The following is a 17,103-nucleotide window of genomic DNA, read 5'->3' as shown; positions in this document are numbered from 1 at the left end:
AGGCCCCGAACACTATGAACGCAACACCCGAAGCTCTGGCCCAGCCCTCCGACGGTTCCTAACATCCCGGCTCGCGACGCGACTTCGCGCCGCCCGAGCCGAACCGCAGGAGCCGTACCCGTGAACCGACACCACCCCCACCGGCGCCGCCCAGCCGTCCTGGCCGCCGTCCTCGCGACCGCCGTTCTCGGCACGCTCGGCAACGCACCCGTGGCCCACGCCCGCCCCGAACCGTCCCGGCAGGCCGCCTGCCCCGACGGACTCCCCGCCGGCACCGAATGCCGGACCGGCCAGGACGCGAACGGCGCCCACTACGCGATGGCGGTCCCGCAGGACTGGAACGGCTCGCTGGTCGTGCACGCACACGGCGGCCCTGACCTCGGTGACGCCTCCGACCCGGCGCGCAGCGTCGAGGACCTCAGCCGCTGGGCGGTCATGGTCGACGAGGGCTACGCCTGGGTCGGCTCGTCCTACCGGCGCGGCGGCTACGGCACCCGCATGGCCGTGGCGGACACCGAGCACGCCCGCCGCGCCTTCCTCGACGTGTTCGGCACGCCCGAGCGGACCTATCTGCACGGCCAGTCGTGGGGCGGCAACGTCGCCGCGAAGGCCGCCGAGACGCGGGACGGGCGCCCGTACGACGGAGTGCTGCTCACCAACGGCGTGCTCGGCGGCGGCTCGCGCGGCTACGACTACCGGGTCGACCTGCGCGCCGTCTACCAGTACTACTGCCGCAACCACCCCCGCCCGAGCGAACCGCGGTACCCGCTGTGGCAGGGCCTGCGCGCCGACTCCACGATGACCTCCGCCGGACTGCGCGCCCGCCTCCAGGAGTGCACGGGCCACACCTCGGACCCCGCCGACCGCACCGCCCTGCAGCAGCGCAACCTCGACGACATCCTCGCCGTCACCGGCATCCCCGAACGCACCCTGGAGTCGCATCTGCGCTTCGCCACGTTCACGTTCCGCGACATCGTGCACACCCGCCTCGACGGCCGGAACCCGTTCTCCAACCGCGGTGTGCGGTACGAGGGTTCGCACGACGACAAGGCCCTCAACGCGGGCGTGGAACGCTTCTCCGCCGACCCCTCCGCGCGCCGCGACCTCTCGTACGACAGCGACCTCACCGGGAAGGTGTCGGTGCCGGTCCTCACCCTGCACGCGATCGACGACCCGACGGCGTTCGTCGAGCACGAGGCGGCCTACCGGGCCACGCTGGCGGGCGCGGGCCGGGACGAGCATCTCGTGCAGACCTTCACGAAGGAGAGCGAGCACAGCGGCCTGAGCACCTCCGAGTACGCCAACTCCCTTGCCGCACTGGACCGTTGGGCCCGTACCGGCCACAAGCCCACGCCCCGCTCCGTGGCCGCCGCCTGCCCCGCCTTCGACGCCACGTACGGCACCGGCTGCTTCTACGACCCGGCGTTCCGGCCCGCCCCGTACGCCTCCCGCGTCCGGCCGCGACCGGGCGGCCACGACTGGCCCGCGATGACGGCCGCGCAGGAGCGGGCGTGGAGCCGGATCGACGGGGTGGGGATCGCCCCCTGAGGCCGTTCCTGAGGCCGTTCGTGAGGGGGTTCAGGGCAGGAGCAGCGACTTGCCCACCGTCGCCCGCCCTTCGAGCGACCGGTGCGCGTCCGCGGCGCGCTCCAGCGGGAACGTCGCCCCGACGGCCGGGCGGATCCGCCCCCGCGCAGTCAACCGCAGTGCCTCGCCGAGGAGTTCGCGTACGACGGACCGGGCGGGCGGCCCGGCCTCCAGGGTGTGGACCACCGTCACGTCGCGCGCCGCGGCCGTCGCCGGGTCGATCTCGGTGAGACCGCCGCCCGCGGCGCCGTACGTGAGGAACCTGCCGCCGTCCGCGACCGCCTCGAACACCGCCGGGCCGAGCGCGCCGCCCGCACCGTCGAAGGCCAGGTCGACGCCTGCCCCTCCGGTGGCCTCGCGGGCTCGTTGCTGCCAGCCGTCCTCGGAGTAGTCGAGCACCACGTCCGCGCCCAGCTCGCGAGCGAGGGCGAGTTTGCGTTCGCCGCGCGCGGCGGCCACCACGTGCGCGCCCGCGTCCCGCGCGAGCTGCACGAGCAGGGAGCCCGCGCCCCCGGCGGCGGCCGCGACCAGAACCCACTCGCCGGGCGCGATCTTCCCGGTGCGGGCGAGGGGCAGGGCGGTCACCCCGTCGTGGACGAGGGCCGCGGCATCGGTGGCCGCCACCCCGTCGGGCACCTCCACGAGGTCGTCCGCGGACGCGACGAACCGCTCGGCGTACGCACCGGACGCCCGGGCGACGAACTGCCGCCCCACCAGGCCGGGATCCACGCCCTCGCCCACCGACAGCACGGTCCCCGCACCGCCGCCACCCGGCACGTAAGGCGGCTCGATCGGGAAGAGCTCACCGCCCCAGCCGCCGCGCAGCAGGGTGTCGAGGTAGATGACGTCCACCGCGGCGGGCCGCACGACGACCTGCCCCGGCCCGGCCACCGCATCGGGAAGCTCGGCCGTCAGCAGCACGTCCGGACCACCGAACTCCCGCACCTGAATCGCACGCATCGTGATCACACCTCTGTCGCCGGTTGCGTCCGCCTTCATCGGGGACGTGCGGGAAACCTAGAAGTTGAAGCAGGGTTGAGGTCAAGGGGCCGCCATCGGCCCGAGGTCTCGGCTCGGGCGTCCCGCTCTTCGACGGGCCGTACGTCCCACAGCGCTATACCGTCGTCTCGGGCATGGTCTGGCGCCGATGTCACATCCGGGCCCGGCCGATCCGTCTTGAGGGTCAAAGGGGTGGCTGACAGGCCCCGCCCACCACAGCACGGGAGTTCATCATGGAAGAAGCGCGTCTTCCGCTCTTCAGCGGCACCGTCGGTCCCAAGGTGTTCCGGCATCTCAACTCGGCGAACAAGGCGATCGACGAATCGGGCCTGCCGGTCGCGACGCAGAACCTGGTGAAGCTCAGGGCCAGCCAGATCAACGGCTGCGGCTTCTGCACCGACATGCACTCCAAGGACGCCGCGGCCGCCGGCGAGACCCAGCTGCGCCTCAACCTCGTCGCGGCCTGGCGTGACGCCACCGTCTTCACCGAGCCCGAGCGCGCCGCCCTGGAGGTCACGGAACAGGGCACCCGCATCGCCGACGGCGCGAGCGGCGTCACGGACGAGGCCTGGTCCCGGGCCGCCAAGCACTACGACGAGGAACAGCTCGCCGCCCTGGTCGCCCTGATCGCACTCATCAACGCCTACAACCGCGTCAACGTGATCGCGCGGAACCCTGCGGGGGGCTACGAGCCGGGCCAGTTCGGCTGAGCTACGGCTTCTGGAGGGGCGGGGGTTCCGGAGGGTGGGGGTTCCGGGGGGCCGGGGGCAACGCTCACCGGCGCCCCAACCTCACTTGACCGCCTCGGGCAGCGGATGCGACGCCGCCTCGATCACGGAGTCGAGCAGTGACCGGGACCGCCGCAGTTCCTCGATCATCCGGTCGATCCGCTCCCGCTCCACCGTCAACTCCCTGACGAGACCGGCGTCCGCGGTCTCGGAAGGGCCGCCGTCGCTGTCCCGCATGCAGGGCAGCAACTGCACGATCTTCGCGCTGCACAGCCCCGCCGCGTACAACTCCTGGATCCGCCGGACCCGGTCCACCGCCGCCTCGGCGTACGCGCGGTGCCCGCCGGGGGTGCGCTCGGCCGACAGGAGGCCCTCCTGCTCGTAGTAGCGAAGGGAGCGCTCGCTCACTCCCGTCCGGCGGGCCAGCTCACCGATGCGCATGACGCAGCTCACACTCCGAAGCCTTGAACCTCACATTGATGTCAGGTTCTACGGTACCTGCATGACGCACACAGAGACCACCCCCGAGACCACCCCCGAGGCCAGCCCCAAAAAGACCACCGCCCCGAGCCCCCTCCTCGCGCCCGCCCGCCTCGGCGCCCACCGGCTCGCCAACCATCTCGTGATGGCGCCCCTGACCCGCAACCGCGCCGAGCACGACGGCACCGCGACGCCGCTGATGGCCGAGTACTACGCGCAGCGTGCCACCGCCGGACTGATCATCGCCGAGGCGTCCACTCCCCACGCCGAAGGCCAGACGTACCCCAACATCACGGCCCTCCACACCGACCGGCACACCGAGGGCTGGCGCCAGGTCGTCAAGGCCGTGGACGCGGCGGGCGGCGGCCCGATGTTCCTGCAGCTCCAGCACGGCGGCCGCGTCGGCCACCCCGACACCAGCGGGTACGTGCCCATGGCCCCCTCGGCGGTGCCGCTGCCCGAGACGATCCACACCCCGACGGGGCGCCAACAGGCCGTCGTACCAAGGGAGATGGACCTCGCCGACATCCGCCGCACCGTGGCCGGCTTCGCCGCCGCGGCCCGCCGTGCCGTCGACGCGGGCTTCGCCGGGGTCGAGGTGCACAGCGCCAACGGGTATCTGCTGCACCAGTTCCTCGCCGGCAACACCAACCGGCGCACCGACGCCTACGGCGGCAGCGTCGAGAACCGCATCCGCTTCACCACCGAGGTCCTGGACGCCGTGGCGGACGCCATCGGTCCCGAGCGCACCGGCCTGCGCATCTCACCCGGCAACACCGTCAACGGCATCGCGGAGACGGACACCGAGCTGCTCTACCCGGCGCTGATCGAGGCCAACGCCGGGAAGGACCTCGCCTATCTGCACCTCGTCTTCGCCGACCCCGACCAGCCGCTCTACGCCCGCCTGCGCGCCGCCTGGCCCGGCACCCTCATCGCCAACCCCGCCCTGCCCGCCGAACTCCCCGCCGACGGGGGCCGGGCGGCCGGGGAGCGCCTCCTCGCCGAGGGCGCCGACCTGGTCGCCCTCGGCCGGGCCTTCCTCGCCAACCCCGACCTCGTCGCCCGCATCCGCACCGGCGCACCCCTGAACCCCGTACGCGACAAGTACCTCATGTACACCGGGGGCCCGACCGGCTACACGGACTACCCGGCGCTCACTGCTGCAACGGCAGGATCGCGCTCTCAGGGATGACGCTGTGCTTCAGGTCCGCCGGGACGGGACCGTTGTGCGAGGGGTACTTGGGGCCCTGTGCGTTCCTCCGGTACACGGCCGTCGAGTGCTCGGGGTCGGTGTCGAACTCGGGGATGACCTTGTCGCCGAAGACCTCCAGCATCTCCAGGTGCTCCTCGAACGTCATCCCGCCCGTGAGCCCGAACACCACCTGGTCGCAGCCGACGGTCTGGTACGCGGCGACCTGCTCGCACACCTCCTCGGGCGTACCGCACAGCATCAGGCCCGCCTTGATGACCTCGTCGAGGATCTCCTCGCCGCCCAACTGGCTGAGCGCGATGGGGGCTTGCGGCCAGGTGATGGCGTCCAGGGACTTCGGCATCGTGTCGTGGTACAGGTTGACCAGCGTCACCAGATAGCCGAGCCCCGCGTTCATGGCGATCTCACGGGCCCGCTTGCGGTCGTTCAGGCAGATGACGGTGTTGGTCATCATCACGTTGTTGTTCTGGTAGTCGCCCAGGATCTCGACCGGGTCGGCCGCCGCCTCCTTGTACGCGTCGATCCGCCCCTTCAGCTCGAAGATCGGCTCGAAGTTGAAGGCGATCGCGCCGATCCCGAGCGAGCCGGCCTTCGCGAACGACGGCGGGTTGCCGCACGCCATCCAGATCGGCGGGTGCGAGTGCCCGTACGGCTTCGGCAGGATGTTGTGCGGGGTCGGCACCGTGAAGTGCTCGCCGTGGAACGAGTAGTCGTACTGCTCCCACATGCGCACGATCTCCGGCGCGACCTCGTCCCACTCGGCCTTGGTCGTGGCGGTGTCCATGATGTTGAACGACGCCACCTCGTGGCTGCCCGCGCCCCGCCCGGTGCCCCACTCGAAGCGGCCCTCGGTGATGTGGTCCAGCATCGCGGCCCGCTCCGCGTACCGGACGGGGTGCTCCTTGCGCGGGGAGAGGCTGTTGATCCCGGTGCCGAGGTGGATGCGCTCGGTCTTCCCGGCGACGTAGCCCATCAGAACCTCGGGCGCCGACATATGGCTGTACTCGGTGAGCGAGTGGTGCTCGCCGAACCAGGCGTACTTCCAGTTGTGCCGGTCGGCCTTGATCGCGAGGTCCAACTCCCGCTTCAGGGCGAGGTGTTCGGAGGACCGGTCGTGCGCGGCGGGACCGGGGATGAAACCGTTCAGGAAGATGCCGAACTCCATGAGGAGCCTCCGTGATGCGTACGCAGGTCTGGGTGCGCGCAGGATGCACCAGAGAACGCGAAGGAGCCAGCACTACGGCGAATCTGGATCAAAGTCTTCCGGGTGCCCGGGCGGCCCGCTCTCGCGAGCCCAAAACCCCTGACCAGGGCAGGAAGTGACGAAGTGTCAGGTCAGGGGCTGATGTCGGGCTGATGTCCGGCTGATGTCGGGCTGATGACCCGTCAGCGAGCCTTCCTTTCCGCACTCCCGGCGAGCCCCACCGTGCTGAACGACGACTGGTCCTTCACTGTCGCGCCCTCGGTGATCCACCAGTGCGTCGAGTCCTCGCCGTACAGCGCGAACAACGTGCCCGCGCCCCAGTGCAGCACCAGCTCGTCCTTGCCGTCGCCGTCGAAGTCCCCGGCGCCCGCCGGACGCGCGTGCCGCCACTTCGCGGGCGTCTTCTCGCCGCCGCTCACGGCCGGGCCCTCGCGCAGTACGGGCGTACGCCGGTCGCCTTCGATCAGCGTGGCGCCCTCGTACGTGGCGACGAGGATGCCGTCGCGCCCGTCACCGTCCGGGTCCGCCGCCACGAACCCGCCGGGGCCGTAGTCCGTGCCCCCGCTCTTCGGCACCTTCGGCAGCCGGTGCGTGACGGGCGCGCCGCCTTTGCCCGGGTACACCGCCAGCGAACCGGTGACGTCCGGAGCCTCCGTCTCGTAGCCGGGCTCGTTGTTGCGGCCACCGTCGTCGCCGATCGCCACATCCCGTACGCCGTCGCCGTCGAAGTCGCCGAAGGCGTGCGCGCTGCCGACGCGCAACTTCTGGCCGCGCGTCTCCAGGCCGCCGCCCTCGCGGGCCCGGTACAGGGTGTTCTGCGACTGCTCGCCGTCGTTCGCGGCCTGCACGAGCAGAGACGTCGCGCGCGGCTCGCCGGACGGGTCGATGGCGTCGGCGATCAGCGTGCCGTCGGCGGGCGGAAAGCCGGTGTCGGTCCGTGCCGGGGCACCGGCACCCGTGAACGGGCCGTACAGGACCACCAGGCGCGTCCCCGTGCTCCGCGCCAGCCCCGCGAGGTCGTGGTGCCCGTCCCCGTCGAAGTCGCCGCGCACCAGGCGCTCCGCGCCGAGGTCCGTCATGCCCTGCGGCAGACGTATCTCCGTCGCCCCGCCCTTCGGGCCGCTCGGACCGCCCCAGGTCACGCGTGGGACCCTGCGGGACGCGGAGACCTGACCGTCCGAGGCGGTCTCACCCACGACGGACGACACGAGGTCCGGGAACCCGTCCCCGTCCAGGTCGGCCGTGAGCAGCTCGCTGGCGTGCAACGAGTCCCGGCCGCCGGGCGCCACCGGATTGGGCGCCGGAAGGCCCAGGTCGCTCCGCCCGTAGACGGTGCGCGTCGCCGGGTCGAGGCCCTTCGCCGAGCCGTACACCACGGCCACCCGCTGGTCCGCGCCCGGCTGTTCCTTCGTACCCGCCAACACCGGCACGAGGAGGTCGCGGTGGCCGTCCCCGTTCACGTCGTCGGGGTCCTTCGTGCCCTTGCCCGCGGCCGGCGTGCGGCTCTCGCCCGGCACGGCGGGCTCCTTCGCCGCGGGCTTCCCACCGCCCGCCGCAGGCTCGTCGCCCGCCGCCCCACCGCAACCGGCGAGCGGCACGAGCAGCAGAGACACGGCACCTACCGCGGCCGCCGACAGGGCGGCCCGCGAGACGGAACGAGCATGCGTACGAGAGGTCATGCGGGTCACCCTCACATCCCGGAGTACGGCTGCTCAAGCCTGTACGCGCTGGTGGGCGCGGTACGTTGGCCCTTGCCGCGCCCGCAGGCCGCCTGCGCGGCGGCTTCTGTTTCCGGGCCGCTGCCGAGGGGTCCGGTAACTCCCCTGGCGCACGGGCGAGTTCGTCGGCGAGGTGTTCCAGTTCGGCGATGACGTCCCGCGTCCAGCTTGTCCGCGGATCTGCCGCAGCAGCCGCTGTCGTTCGGGGGTACGGGCTCGGGCGCGCGGCTCACTCGCAGTACGACTGGAGCGTGCCGCGCCTTCTGACGTCGAGTGTGGCGCAGTGGAAGGAACCGCCGAACGGCGCGTAATGCAGCAGGTCGCAGGGGATCGGCTCGAATCCCCACTTCTCCAGCGCGCGCAGCATGCCGGTGTGATGCCGGTCGGCGATGACGCGTTTCTCGTCGATCATCAGGACATTCAGGCTGAGCCATTTTCCGCACAGCGACGTGAGTTTGAGGAGTTTCCCCTCGATCGGCTCCGGCTCCGGGGCCACGAGAATGTCCCAGGAGTCGAGAACCGCGGGCAGCCGGTCGGGGTTCACGTACTCCGGATTGATCAGGGCCTTTCCCGGAGCGAGGACGAGGAAGCTCGTGTCGATGTGCATCGGTGCGCGGCAACTGCTCTCGATCTCGTGGATACGGAATCCCGGACCGAGGTGGCGGCGCAGCCATTCGATTCCCATGGCGTTGGTGACATTGCTCCGCGTGACGAACAGATCGCGCCCGGCCCGCACGAAGTCCGCGGCGTCGAAGACCGGCTCGAATTCGGTGAGGATGTACCGCATCGCCTCGCCCGCCTTCGGCGTGCGGAATCCCGGCACGAACAACGCGTCGGTGAGCTGCGGCCGCGGCGCCGACGTCCAGCGCGCACCGCCCTGGAAGTACTCCTTGAGCAGCGGGCGATAACTGTGGGTCTCGAAATGGCGGCACGGCCAGGCCATCGGCGTCTCGATGATCTCGTCGCCGATCACGAGCAGGCTGTCGCGCGGACAGGTGTTGCAGAATCCGCGCGACGACCAGTCCGGAGTGCCGAACCGGCGGCGGTGGTCGATCGCCTCCGGCCGCCGCACGGTGACACCGAGAGATTCGAGGAGCGCGATGAATCCGTCGAGTTCCTCCTGCGCGCGCTCCACCATCATCCGCGGATACCGCATACCGGCGGCCAGCCGCTGGAAGCGCGCGGCCCAGGGCGGAATATTGCAGGTCACCACCGGGTGGCTGGACGGAATCGCCGCACCTTCGAGCCGCCCGACGATCACTTCCTCCAACGGGTCCCATTCATTGTGGGAGTTCACGGGGGAGGACGTCATATCTGCTCCCTGCGCCTGTTCCCTGACATGGTCCTATTTGAGAATAGGCGAGCGGAGCGGACCGCTCATGCAGGCTCGGTCACATCGGGCGGACGGTGAGGATCTGCTGCGCGTGGCCGACGGCCCCCTCGACGTCGTGCAGGACGGTGCTGGTGACGCCCTGGCCCGTCGGCCCGAACGTGACCGTGGTGTCGAGGCCCGTCCACCCGCCGACCGGCTGCCGGTGCAGGTGCAGCGTCAGGTCGACGTTCGGGAACATCCACTCGGTGGGCGACTGCCGTACGGCGATGCCGTTGGCCGTGTCGACCAGGGCCACGTACGAGGCCAGCGCACTGCTCGCCTGGCCTGCGACGAGGTCGAGCGGCGTCGCGATCCACGCGGTCGTGCGGCCGGGCTGCGGGGGAGCGAGCGGGCGCACGTCGATGGACGCGATGTAGCCGCCGGGCCACACGGACTTCATCGCCCAGGGCTCGACCTCCCCGGGCGGTGTGAGGCGGTCGGCCGCGCCCCCGGCGACGGAGGCCGTGTCGGAGGCGGCGAGCCGCCAGGCCCGCGCCCGGACCACGGGTCGGCCGGCGATCAGCGCCACGGCCTCGATGAGCTCGATGGTGCGGCCGGGCCGCAGCGTCTCCACGCGGATCTCGGTCTCGTCCAGGGCGAGCCGGCCCAGGATGTCGAAGCTGATCCGGGACAGCGCGAGCCCGTCGCGCGGCCCCTCCCGCTCCGCGAGGTGCCGGTCCATGGCGTGCACGATCAGTCCGCCGAGCGGGCTGAAGTGCTGCTCGTTCACGTCCCAGGCACCGCTCGCGTGCGTGGTGGGCTTGTAGCGGTACTCGTCGATGGGCTCGAAGTAGCTGCCGGTGTTCAACGGGTGATCCTTCTCGTGCTGGCGGACGTTCGGGCGCGCTGCCGCACGTGGACCGGGCCGGTGAGCCGCAGGAGCCCAGAGGTGCTGCTGCCGAAAGAGTGCTGCATACACGGGTCTCCGCGCCAGCCCCGGTCGGGGGTGCCTCCGTGCCGAGGCCTCTCCGGCGCCGGGTTGACCGGTACGCGACAGCCCCTTAGCGTTTCGCGTTCGTCATCGAAGACGGCGTACGAAATGTCGAACGTGCCAATGTCGGGCCGCAGTTGAGCCATTGAGCCATTGAGGCGTTGGGGCTTTGAGGCGTTTAGGCGTGAGCAGATCGATGCGGTCGGCGATGAGGTCGGCGATGAGGTGGGCCATGCGGAAGGGGCGGGCGACGGGCATGGACGAGGCCAGGGGTGGCGAGCGGGCCGAGGAGTTCCACGCCTTCTTCGAGCAGCACTACGCCGCCCTCGCCCGGCTCGCCCACCTGCTCACCGGAGACGCGGACGGCGCCGACGACCTCGCCGCCGACGCCCTCCTCGCACTCTGGCGCCGCTGGGACCGGGTGCGTGCCGCCGAGCACCCCGCCGCGTACGCCCGCGGGGTGCTGGCCAACATGGCGCGCAGCCGCATCCGCAGCGCCGTACGCGAACGCCGCCGCATCACTCTGTTCTGGCCGTCCGGCGGCACCGACGCCCGTGACGACCCCGACGTACCGGCCGTCGTCGACGTACGAGAGGCCCTGCGCAGGCTGCCGTTCCGCAAACGCGCCTGCGTCGTCCTGCGGCACGCATTCGACCTCTCGGAGCGGGAGACCGCCCGCACCCTGGGTGTCTCGGTGGGTACGGTGAAGAGCCAGACGTCCAAGGGCATGGCCGAACTGCAGCGGCTGCTCGGACCTCAACAGGCCCTGGAACGCGTGCGGATGACCGCGGCCGGTACAGGCGGTGACCGATGAGAAGCGCGGAACGGCGCGGGGCGCAGGGGGCGCAGGGGCGAGTGAAGGGGCATGCGGGGATGGACGCGGGGGAGCGGGAGGTGCGCGAGCGCCTGCGCGAGGCGGCTCGGACGCACACCCCGGACCGTGAGCGGATGCGCGCCCGCGTCGACCGCGGGATGTCGGCGCCGGGGGACGCGTCGTCCCCCGGCCCGCGCCGCCCGGCGCCGCAGTGGCTGCGCGTGGCCGGGGCGACCGTCGCCGTCGCCGCGGTGCTCGCCGCGGGCGGTTACGGGGTGGCGGGCGCCGTCCGTACCGATGAGCCGCCGCAGCGGACCGTGGCGACGGACCCCGCGCCGGACCGGGCAGCTGCGGGGGAGCCGGTGTGGGCGGACGGTTCGATCGACCCGGGCAGTTCCGCGTACTGGAGTCAGAGCAATGTCACGGTCAAGGTGCGCCGGCCCCTCACCGCCCTGACCGTCGAGGTGCGCCTTGACGCCCGAGACGCGCCGAGGGACACGGGCAGTTGGCGGACTCTCCCGGCCGAGGACTTCACGGTGACGGTACGGAAGACCGAGGGCGGAGGCCTGCTCTACCGCTGGACGCTCAAGGAGGGGCGTACGGTCCCCGTCGGCGCGCATGTTTTCGCCGCACAGTACGACCATGCGGAAGGTGGGCGCGACGCACACGGTGACACCTATGCGATCCGCGCCGAGACGCACGATGGGGCCGACGACGGGGCCGACGGCAGGGCAGACGGCAAGGCCGAACAGCACGTGTGGAAGGGCGACTTCGCGTGACCCCCGCCCCCGCCGTCCCTCCTCCTCCCCACAACTGCCAATCCGCTGAAAGAAGTCGCCCGCGCGCGGCAACCTTTCGCCGGGCGGTGACGACCGATGTACGCAAGGTCTCACCCCCCCCCACGTAAGGATTCCGACGCGATGAGTCGACAGACGAGACACCTCACCGAGCAGCGAGCCGAACTCCGCAAGGGGCGCAAGCGGCGGCTGACCCGGCGCCGTGCCGTGGGCGCGCTGTCCGCCGCCATCGGCCTGACGGCGGCCGCGGTCGTCACCAACGTGATGCTCTCGCCCGCGGGCGCGGCCCCGGCCTGGCCGGATCCGTCCGGCGAGCGGGCGGTCGCCGAGACGATCGAGGTCTCGGGGGAGTACGACGGCGGGTTCAAGCGCTTCTACGGCGAGGGTGACCTCGGCGGGGGTGACCAGGGAGAGGGCCAGGACCCGGTCTTCAAGCTGGCGGACGGCGCCGTCCTGAAGAACGTCGTCCTGGGCGCCCCGGCCGCCGACGGCATTCACTGCATGGGCAGTTGCACCCTGGAGAACGTCTGGTGGGAGGACGTCGGCGAGGACGCGGCCACCTTCAAGGGCACCTCGGAGTCGGCGCGGTACGCGGTCGTGGGCGGCGGTGCCCGCAAGGCCCACGACAAGGTGTTCCAGTTCAACGGCACCGGCACCCTGACCGTCAGCGGCTTCCAGGTATCCGACTTCGGCAAGCTGGTCCGCTCCTGCGGCAACTGCTCCGAGCAGCACAAACGGACCATCGTTGTCGACGATGTGGACATCACGGCGCCGGGAAAGTCGATCGTCGGCATCAACACCAACTACGGCGACACGGCGACGCTGCGCACCATCCGCATCCACGGCGACGACGACCGGAAGATCGACACCTGCGCCCGCTACACCGGCAACGACTCGGGCGACGAGCCCGACGAGACCGGCAGCGGCCCCGACGGAAAGTTCTGCCTCTTCACGGACCAGGACATCTCGTACCAGTGAGCGGGCCTCTCCTTGCCTCGCCGCGCGGCGAGGCAAGGAGAGACGACACGAGGTGACTGCTGCTCAGCGCGTGAGTTCGGCGAAGCGGCGGGTCAGTTCGGCGCCGCCCTGCTCGGTCAGGCTGCCGTGCAGGCGCAGCCGGGAGATGCCGCCGTCGGGGTACACGTCCAGGCGCACCTCGGTGGCCGTGGCCGGCGCGGCCAGCGGCAGCCGGTGCAGGGTGTCGGGCTGCAACCGCGTGCGCGGGACGATCTCGGTCCACTCGCCGCTGTCGCCGTCCCGCACGGACAGGCTGATCCAGCCCGCCGAGTTGCCCTTCAGATAGGCCGTGTCGACCTCGACGGCGCGGATCTCGCCCTGCGCCGGAAGGCGGTACTCGATCCAGTCGTTGCCCTTGTCGCGGCGGCGCCGGGTCTCCCAGCCGTCGTCCATCTTGCGGGACGTGCCCGGCAGGATCGTGTTGCCGGGGGAGGAGTAGAACGCGTCCGAGGCGTCGGTGACCGTACCGCCGTTGACCACGCACGCCAGGTCGAAGCTGCCCAGGAGCGCCAGCCAGGTGGGGTCGGGCACGACCTCGCCGTGCACCCGGAGGCGGGCGATGCCGCCGTCGGGGTGCTGGTTGAGGCGCAGGTGCGTGAAGCGGCGCTCCACCGTGACCTCGAAGCCGTTGGCCGCGTGACCGCGCACCGCCGTGCGGGGCACGATCTCCTCCCACTTCACCGCGTCGGACAGCAGCTCCTCCGGACTGGCGTCCGGCCGGGCGCAGGCGCCCTCGATGCTGATCTGCTGCGGGTAGTTGCCGCGGAAGTGCGCGGTGTCGACGATGATCCCGCGGACGATGCCGGGAACGCCGAGCCGGATCACCGCCCAGTCGTGCTCGTCCGCCTCCGGGTGCGGGGTGTCGGCGCCCGCGCCGCGGCGGCGCCGGGTCTCCCAGCCGTCCATGACCTTGCCCTTGTGGCCGAAGGCCTCCGGGTCGAACACGGCGCGGTGCGGCAGCAGCAGGTTCTCGCGCTGCGCGAAGAACTCGTCGTTGGCGGCGATCACTCCGCCGCCGAGCCGCCGGTCGGCGAGGTCGGGCAGCTGCGTGAAGCCGAAGTCCCCGCCGCGGAAGTCGGCGTACGGGTCGCCTCCGCCGTACGGGTTCGCGTCGTTCTTGCGGGACGGGTCGAGGGTCATGGCCTGCCTTCCGTGCGGTGCGCGCGCTGGTCGCGGTCGCGGTGATTCGACTGTCACAGAACGCGAGCAGGTAGGTCCATCGAAAGTTTACGAACAGTACATTCAGCAGAAGTGAATGGTGCGCCGCCCGGACGGCACCTCGGGCCTGCCCTCGCCCGCACCGCCCTTCGCCCGCACCGCCCCTCGCCCGCTCCCGGGCCTCAGTGCAGCTCCACCCCCAGCACCTTCTCAAGCTCCTCCGCCTGCTCGTCCGTCGCGAACACCAGGTAAGTCTCGTAGTTCGCGTTCCGCAGGCGTACGAAATCGACCTCGCGGAATCTGCGCCCGTCGACCTCCGGGGCCGGGTCCGCGTGGCCGACGATGTTCGGGACGGACACGTGGTCGAGATACTCGTCCGACTGGTGCTCGACGGCCTCACGGACCAGGACGCCGTTGCGCCGGAACTCCAACGACTCGTAGTCCTCGCCGTCCCGGACCAGCCGGACGTCCGTGATCGTGACGGCCCCGGCGGTGAGCGCGGTGGCCTCCTCCAGGATGTGCGTGTAGCTCTCCTCCAGGTCGTCGACGTCGTCGCCGTGCGCCTGCACTCCCACCCCGAACGCCATCATGGCGCTGGGCACCCAGGACGGCTCGTGCAGTGGTTCGTGCGCCCACTCGGAGATCTCGTCGAGCACCTCGGCGACGCGCTCCGCCGACACCATGCCGATGTCCGCAAGGACCGCACCCACATACGCGTACGTCGGCGGTCTGAACCAGAACAGGACGTCCCTCAACGGCTCGGCCGGACGCCCGGGTTCGGCCTCGAGCAGCTCACGCAGGCAGCCCAGCGGATGGGCCGCGCCAGGCAGCCGTTTGCCGGGCTGGTCCACGAACGGGACCCCGGTCCAGGGATGCTCCCGTGACCCCGGCGTGCCCGGTTCGGCGGACTCGTCCAGCGGGACGTACTGCCACATCGCGCCCTTGTTGCGGCGGATCACCTCGCCCAGATACCAGCAGGCGCCCTGCACGAACGGGTCGTCCCGCGCCGCGTCGAACTCCTCGACGGTGGCGAAGCGTTGACGTATGACGTTCTCCAGCCAGTCGAGGGTGTGGGGGTGGAAGTTCCACCGCCACTCCCCGCTGAACGCCTTCTCCGCCCACTTCGGCAGGGCTTCGCGCCGCTCGGCTGTCCAACGCCTGAGGAACGGGTCCTCGGCGATCGGGGCGACCGGATCGACCTGCGGCGTATGCGCCTTGACCGGGGCCCAGCCCGGAACCTGCTCCGCCAGCGCGCCGACCGCCTCCCGCAGCCGGGCCACCTCCTCGCCGAACGCCCGGCCCGAACCGACCCGCAGCGCATGCGCGATCAGCAGCTTCGGCGCGACGGGCGAGAGCCCCAACTCGGCGTCAGGGCACACCACCGGCTGCCCCGGTGCGCCGTCCACAGGCCGGGTGTTCCACCCCCAGGCCCCGCCCGCGACGCCGAGCAGCACCTCACCCACGTACGCCGCGGCGGCGTCCGTCCACTCGGCCCGGTCCTCCGCGGACCAGGAGGCCGAGCGCTTCAGCAGCTCTCCCTCCAGGGTGCCCAGGGAGGTGGGCCTGAAGTCGAACCACTCCCCGTGCGGCAGCAGCACCTTGTCCAGGAGCAGCAGTTCGTACGGCAGGCCGCGCGTCCACCGCTGCAGCAACTCCTCCGGATCCAGGGCCTCGCCGGTCCCGTCCGCATGCGTCTCACTGGTCATGCGGCCACACTAGGCGCCACCACTGACAACGCCGCCCGCCGCCGAACTCCCTTTACCGGAACAGGTAGTTCAGCCGAAGCGGACGGCGTTCGACGGCAGGGCGACAGGGCGACAGGGCGACAGGGCGACAGGGCGCCAGGGCGCCAGGGCGGCAAGGCGGCAGACCGGCAAAGCTCAGTGCGCGAAGACCACGCTGGCCAGGACCACATGCACGGCGGTGCCGCCGAGGATGCTCAGGAGCGCGTTGCGCCGCCACAGATGCAGCCCGACGGTGACCGCCAGGGCGATCAGCGGCGCGAGGACCCGCGTCTCGGTCACGGGCAGATCGCGCAGGCAGTACACGAGCAGGATCACCATGATCCCCGCCGGCATGCGCGTACTCAGGTACTGCACGGTGCTGCTCGCGCGCAGTGGCGCGAGGGCGGCGAACGGCAGGGCGCGCAGGCCCCACGTGATGACGGCGGAGACCGCGACGGCGGCCAGCAGATAGGGCGTCTCAGGCATGACGCTCCGTCCCCTGGGCGCGGCCGGCGGAACGCCGGGTCATGAAGTGCCGTGCCATCAGCGCGACGGCGAACAGCGAGCAGGCGGCGAGCATCATCTGGGAGGGCAGGAGGACACGGGCGGCCACCGCGCTGAGCAGGGCGAGCGCGGGCGTGGGCAGGTCGTCGAGCCGGTCCCGGATCGCGTCGAGGGCGAGGACGGTGAACAGGGCGGTGAGCGCGAAGTCGAGCCCCGTGAGCCCCTCGGGCACGAGGGAGCCGAGCAGCCCGCCGAGGGTGGCTCCGCCGACCCAGTACAGGTGCATGTACAGCTGCAGGAACACCGTGCGCCGCCCCGACCAGGAGCGGGCCCGCTCGCTGGTGGCGAGCGCGAACGCCTCGTCGGTGAGGGCGAACGTGCTGTACGCCTTCGCCGCCCGGCCGTTGACGCGGTGCAGCGGGAAGGACAGCGCATAGAAGACATGTCGGATGTTGACCAGGAAGGCGGTCAGCGCCACGGTCGCCAACGGCGCGACGGCCGTGACCAGGCCGATGAGCAGGAACTCGAACGACCCGGCGTAGATGAACGCGGTGAACGCGGTCGCCCACCACCAGTCCAGGTCGGCCTGGGCGATGAGCACGCCGAAGGCGAGCCCGAGCGGCACGAGGGCCAGGCCCACGGTGGCCGAGTCCTTGAGCGCCGCGAGCGCGGCGGGCGGCGCGGCCGGGGCCGGGACGGGGGCAGGGGCAGCGGGCGCGGTCGTTCGGGGCGCGGGTATCAGCGGTGCTGCAGAGGCCGTCGACGGCTCGGCGACCAGCTGACGGTCGACGGGCCGGGCGGGTTCGCCGACGACCGGTGTACGTATGGGCATGCCGCAATTTTAGGAAAGATTCCGCCTA

Annotated in this window: 16 protein-coding genes; 6 read left to right on the top strand and 10 right to left on the bottom strand. The window is 71.5% G+C overall.

Features of this window, described 5'->3' with window-relative positions:
• Positions 1–120: 120 nt before the first annotated feature.
• A complete protein-coding gene (locus RCO28_RS22555) occupies positions 121–1,548 on the top strand; it encodes a hypothetical protein (protein WP_308943018.1) in 1,428 nt (475 codons plus the stop codon).
• Positions 1,549–1,578: 30 nt separating this feature from the next.
• Here the strand turns inward: RCO28_RS22555 and RCO28_RS22550 are convergent, their stop codons facing one another.
• Positions 1,579–2,547 carry a zinc-binding dehydrogenase gene (locus RCO28_RS22550; RefSeq protein ID WP_308943017.1) on the bottom strand — a complete coding sequence of 323 codons (969 nt, stop codon included), beginning with the start codon at positions 2,545–2,547 and terminating at the stop codon, positions 1,579–1,581.
• Between the two features lie 272 nt (positions 2,548–2,819).
• On the opposite strand from RCO28_RS22550, the gene RCO28_RS22545 reads away from it, so the two are divergent.
• Positions 2,820–3,296: a carboxymuconolactone decarboxylase family protein gene (locus tag RCO28_RS22545; RefSeq protein WP_308943016.1), complete on the top strand. Its 477-nt coding sequence runs from the start codon at positions 2,820–2,822 to the stop codon at positions 3,294–3,296.
• Positions 3,297–3,377: 81 nt separating this feature from the next.
• Here the strand turns inward: RCO28_RS22545 and RCO28_RS22540 are convergent, their stop codons facing one another.
• Positions 3,378–3,755: a MerR family transcriptional regulator gene (locus tag RCO28_RS22540; RefSeq protein ID WP_308943191.1), complete on the bottom strand. Its 378-nt coding sequence runs from the start codon at positions 3,753–3,755 to the stop codon at positions 3,378–3,380.
• Between the two features lie 61 nt (positions 3,756–3,816).
• On the opposite strand from RCO28_RS22540, the gene RCO28_RS22535 reads away from it, so the two are divergent.
• Positions 3,817–4,986 carry an alkene reductase gene (locus RCO28_RS22535; RefSeq protein ID WP_308943015.1) on the top strand — a complete coding sequence of 390 codons (1,170 nt, stop codon included), beginning with the start codon at positions 3,817–3,819 and terminating at the stop codon, positions 4,984–4,986.
• On the opposite strand, the gene RCO28_RS22530 is transcribed toward RCO28_RS22535, so the two are convergent.
• The 4 genes from RCO28_RS22530 to RCO28_RS22515 form a co-directional block, all read right to left on the bottom strand.
• Positions 4,949–6,169 (bottom strand): LLM class flavin-dependent oxidoreductase, encoded by a 1,221-nt coding sequence (locus RCO28_RS22530; RefSeq protein ID WP_308943014.1) that lies wholly within the window; start codon positions 6,167–6,169, stop codon positions 4,949–4,951. The genes RCO28_RS22535 and RCO28_RS22530 overlap by 38 nt on opposite strands.
• Before the next feature lie 221 nt (positions 6,170–6,390).
• Positions 6,391–7,887, bottom strand: coding sequence for a VCBS repeat-containing protein (locus RCO28_RS22525; RefSeq protein WP_308943013.1), 1,497 nt, complete (start codon positions 7,885–7,887; stop codon positions 6,391–6,393).
• A 268-nt stretch (positions 7,888–8,155) separates the two neighbouring features.
• Positions 8,156–9,238 carry an amidinotransferase gene (locus RCO28_RS22520; protein ID WP_308943012.1) on the bottom strand — a complete coding sequence of 361 codons (1,083 nt, stop codon included), beginning with the start codon at positions 9,236–9,238 and terminating at the stop codon, positions 8,156–8,158.
• A gap of 79 nt (positions 9,239–9,317) precedes the next feature.
• Positions 9,318–10,106 (bottom strand): thioesterase family protein, encoded by a 789-nt coding sequence (locus tag RCO28_RS22515; protein WP_308943011.1) that lies wholly within the window; start codon positions 10,104–10,106, stop codon positions 9,318–9,320.
• Between the two features lie 355 nt (positions 10,107–10,461).
• Between RCO28_RS22515 and RCO28_RS22510 the strand changes: the two genes are divergently transcribed.
• The 3 genes from RCO28_RS22510 (at position 10,462) to RCO28_RS22500 (ending at position 12,818) form a co-directional block, all read left to right on the top strand.
• Positions 10,462–11,043 carry a SigE family RNA polymerase sigma factor gene (locus tag RCO28_RS22510; protein WP_374991220.1) on the top strand — a complete coding sequence of 194 codons (582 nt, stop codon included), beginning with the start codon at positions 10,462–10,464 and terminating at the stop codon, positions 11,041–11,043.
• A 59-nt stretch (positions 11,044–11,102) separates the two neighbouring features.
• A complete protein-coding gene (locus RCO28_RS22505) occupies positions 11,103–11,822 on the top strand; it encodes a hypothetical protein (protein WP_308943010.1) in 720 nt (239 codons plus the stop codon).
• A gap of 141 nt (positions 11,823–11,963) precedes the next feature.
• Positions 11,964–12,818 carry a pectate lyase gene (locus RCO28_RS22500; RefSeq protein WP_308943009.1) on the top strand — a complete coding sequence of 285 codons (855 nt, stop codon included), beginning with the start codon at positions 11,964–11,966 and terminating at the stop codon, positions 12,816–12,818.
• Between the two features lie 63 nt (positions 12,819–12,881).
• Here the strand turns inward: RCO28_RS22500 and alc are convergent, their stop codons facing one another.
• The 4 genes from alc to RCO28_RS22480 all read right to left on the bottom strand — a co-directional run bounded on the left by alc (position 12,882) and on the right by RCO28_RS22480 (position 17,075).
• Positions 12,882–13,997 (bottom strand): allantoicase, encoded by a 1,116-nt coding sequence (gene alc, locus RCO28_RS22495; RefSeq protein ID WP_308943008.1) that lies wholly within the window; start codon positions 13,995–13,997, stop codon positions 12,882–12,884.
• 200 nt (positions 13,998–14,197) lie between these two features.
• A complete protein-coding gene (locus RCO28_RS22490) occupies positions 14,198–15,721 on the bottom strand; it encodes a hypothetical protein (protein ID WP_308943007.1) in 1,524 nt (507 codons plus the stop codon).
• Positions 15,722–15,895: 174 nt separating this feature from the next.
• A complete protein-coding gene (locus tag RCO28_RS22485; RefSeq protein ID WP_308943006.1) occupies positions 15,896–16,225 on the bottom strand; it encodes an AzlD domain-containing protein in 330 nt (109 codons plus the stop codon).
• Positions 16,218–17,075 (bottom strand): AzlC family ABC transporter permease, encoded by an 858-nt coding sequence (locus RCO28_RS22480; RefSeq protein WP_308943005.1) that lies wholly within the window; start codon positions 17,073–17,075, stop codon positions 16,218–16,220. The genes RCO28_RS22485 and RCO28_RS22480 overlap by 8 nt, the downstream gene beginning before the upstream one ends.
• Positions 17,076–17,103: the final 28 nt, after the last annotated feature.

Source organism: Streptomyces sp. LHD-70, assembly GCF_031157275.1.
Taxonomy (GTDB): domain Bacteria; phylum Actinomycetota; class Actinomycetes; order Streptomycetales; family Streptomycetaceae; genus Streptomyces.
The sequence above is the reverse complement of the archived record's forward strand: the minus strand, read 5'-3'. Positions and strand labels throughout refer to the sequence as shown.

Coding starts and splice junctions, on each gene's coding strand:
- RCO28_RS22550 (WP_308943017.1), bottom strand. CDS start 2,547: ATGCGTGCGATTCAGGTGCGGGAGTTCGGTGGTCCGGACGTGCTGCTG.
- RCO28_RS22545 (WP_308943016.1), top strand. CDS start 2,820: ATGGAAGAAGCGCGTCTTCCGCTCTTCAGCGGCACCGTCGGTCCCAAG.
- RCO28_RS22540 (WP_308943191.1), bottom strand. CDS start 3,755: ATGCGCATCGGTGAGCTGGCCCGCCGGACGGGAGTGAGCGAGCGCTCC.
- RCO28_RS22535 (WP_308943015.1), top strand. CDS start 3,817: ATGACGCACACAGAGACCACCCCCGAGACCACCCCCGAGGCCAGCCCC.
- RCO28_RS22530 (WP_308943014.1), bottom strand. CDS start 6,169: ATGGAGTTCGGCATCTTCCTGAACGGTTTCATCCCCGGTCCCGCCGCG.
- RCO28_RS22525 (WP_308943013.1), bottom strand. CDS start 7,887: ATGACCTCTCGTACGCATGCTCGTTCCGTCTCGCGGGCCGCCCTGTCG.
- RCO28_RS22520 (WP_308943012.1), bottom strand. CDS start 9,238: ATGACGTCCTCCCCCGTGAACTCCCACAATGAATGGGACCCGTTGGAG.
- RCO28_RS22510 (WP_374991220.1), top strand. CDS start 10,462: ATGCGGAAGGGGCGGGCGACGGGCATGGACGAGGCCAGGGGTGGCGAG.
- RCO28_RS22505 (WP_308943010.1), top strand. CDS start 11,103: ATGGACGCGGGGGAGCGGGAGGTGCGCGAGCGCCTGCGCGAGGCGGCT.
- RCO28_RS22500 (WP_308943009.1), top strand. CDS start 11,964: ATGAGTCGACAGACGAGACACCTCACCGAGCAGCGAGCCGAACTCCGC.
- alc (WP_308943008.1), bottom strand. CDS start 13,997: ATGACCCTCGACCCGTCCCGCAAGAACGACGCGAACCCGTACGGCGGA.
- RCO28_RS22490 (WP_308943007.1), bottom strand. CDS start 15,721: ATGACCAGTGAGACGCATGCGGACGGGACCGGCGAGGCCCTGGATCCG.
- RCO28_RS22485 (WP_308943006.1), bottom strand. CDS start 16,225: ATGCCTGAGACGCCCTATCTGCTGGCCGCCGTCGCGGTCTCCGCCGTC.
- RCO28_RS22480 (WP_308943005.1), bottom strand. CDS start 17,075: ATGCCCATACGTACACCGGTCGTCGGCGAACCCGCCCGGCCCGTCGAC.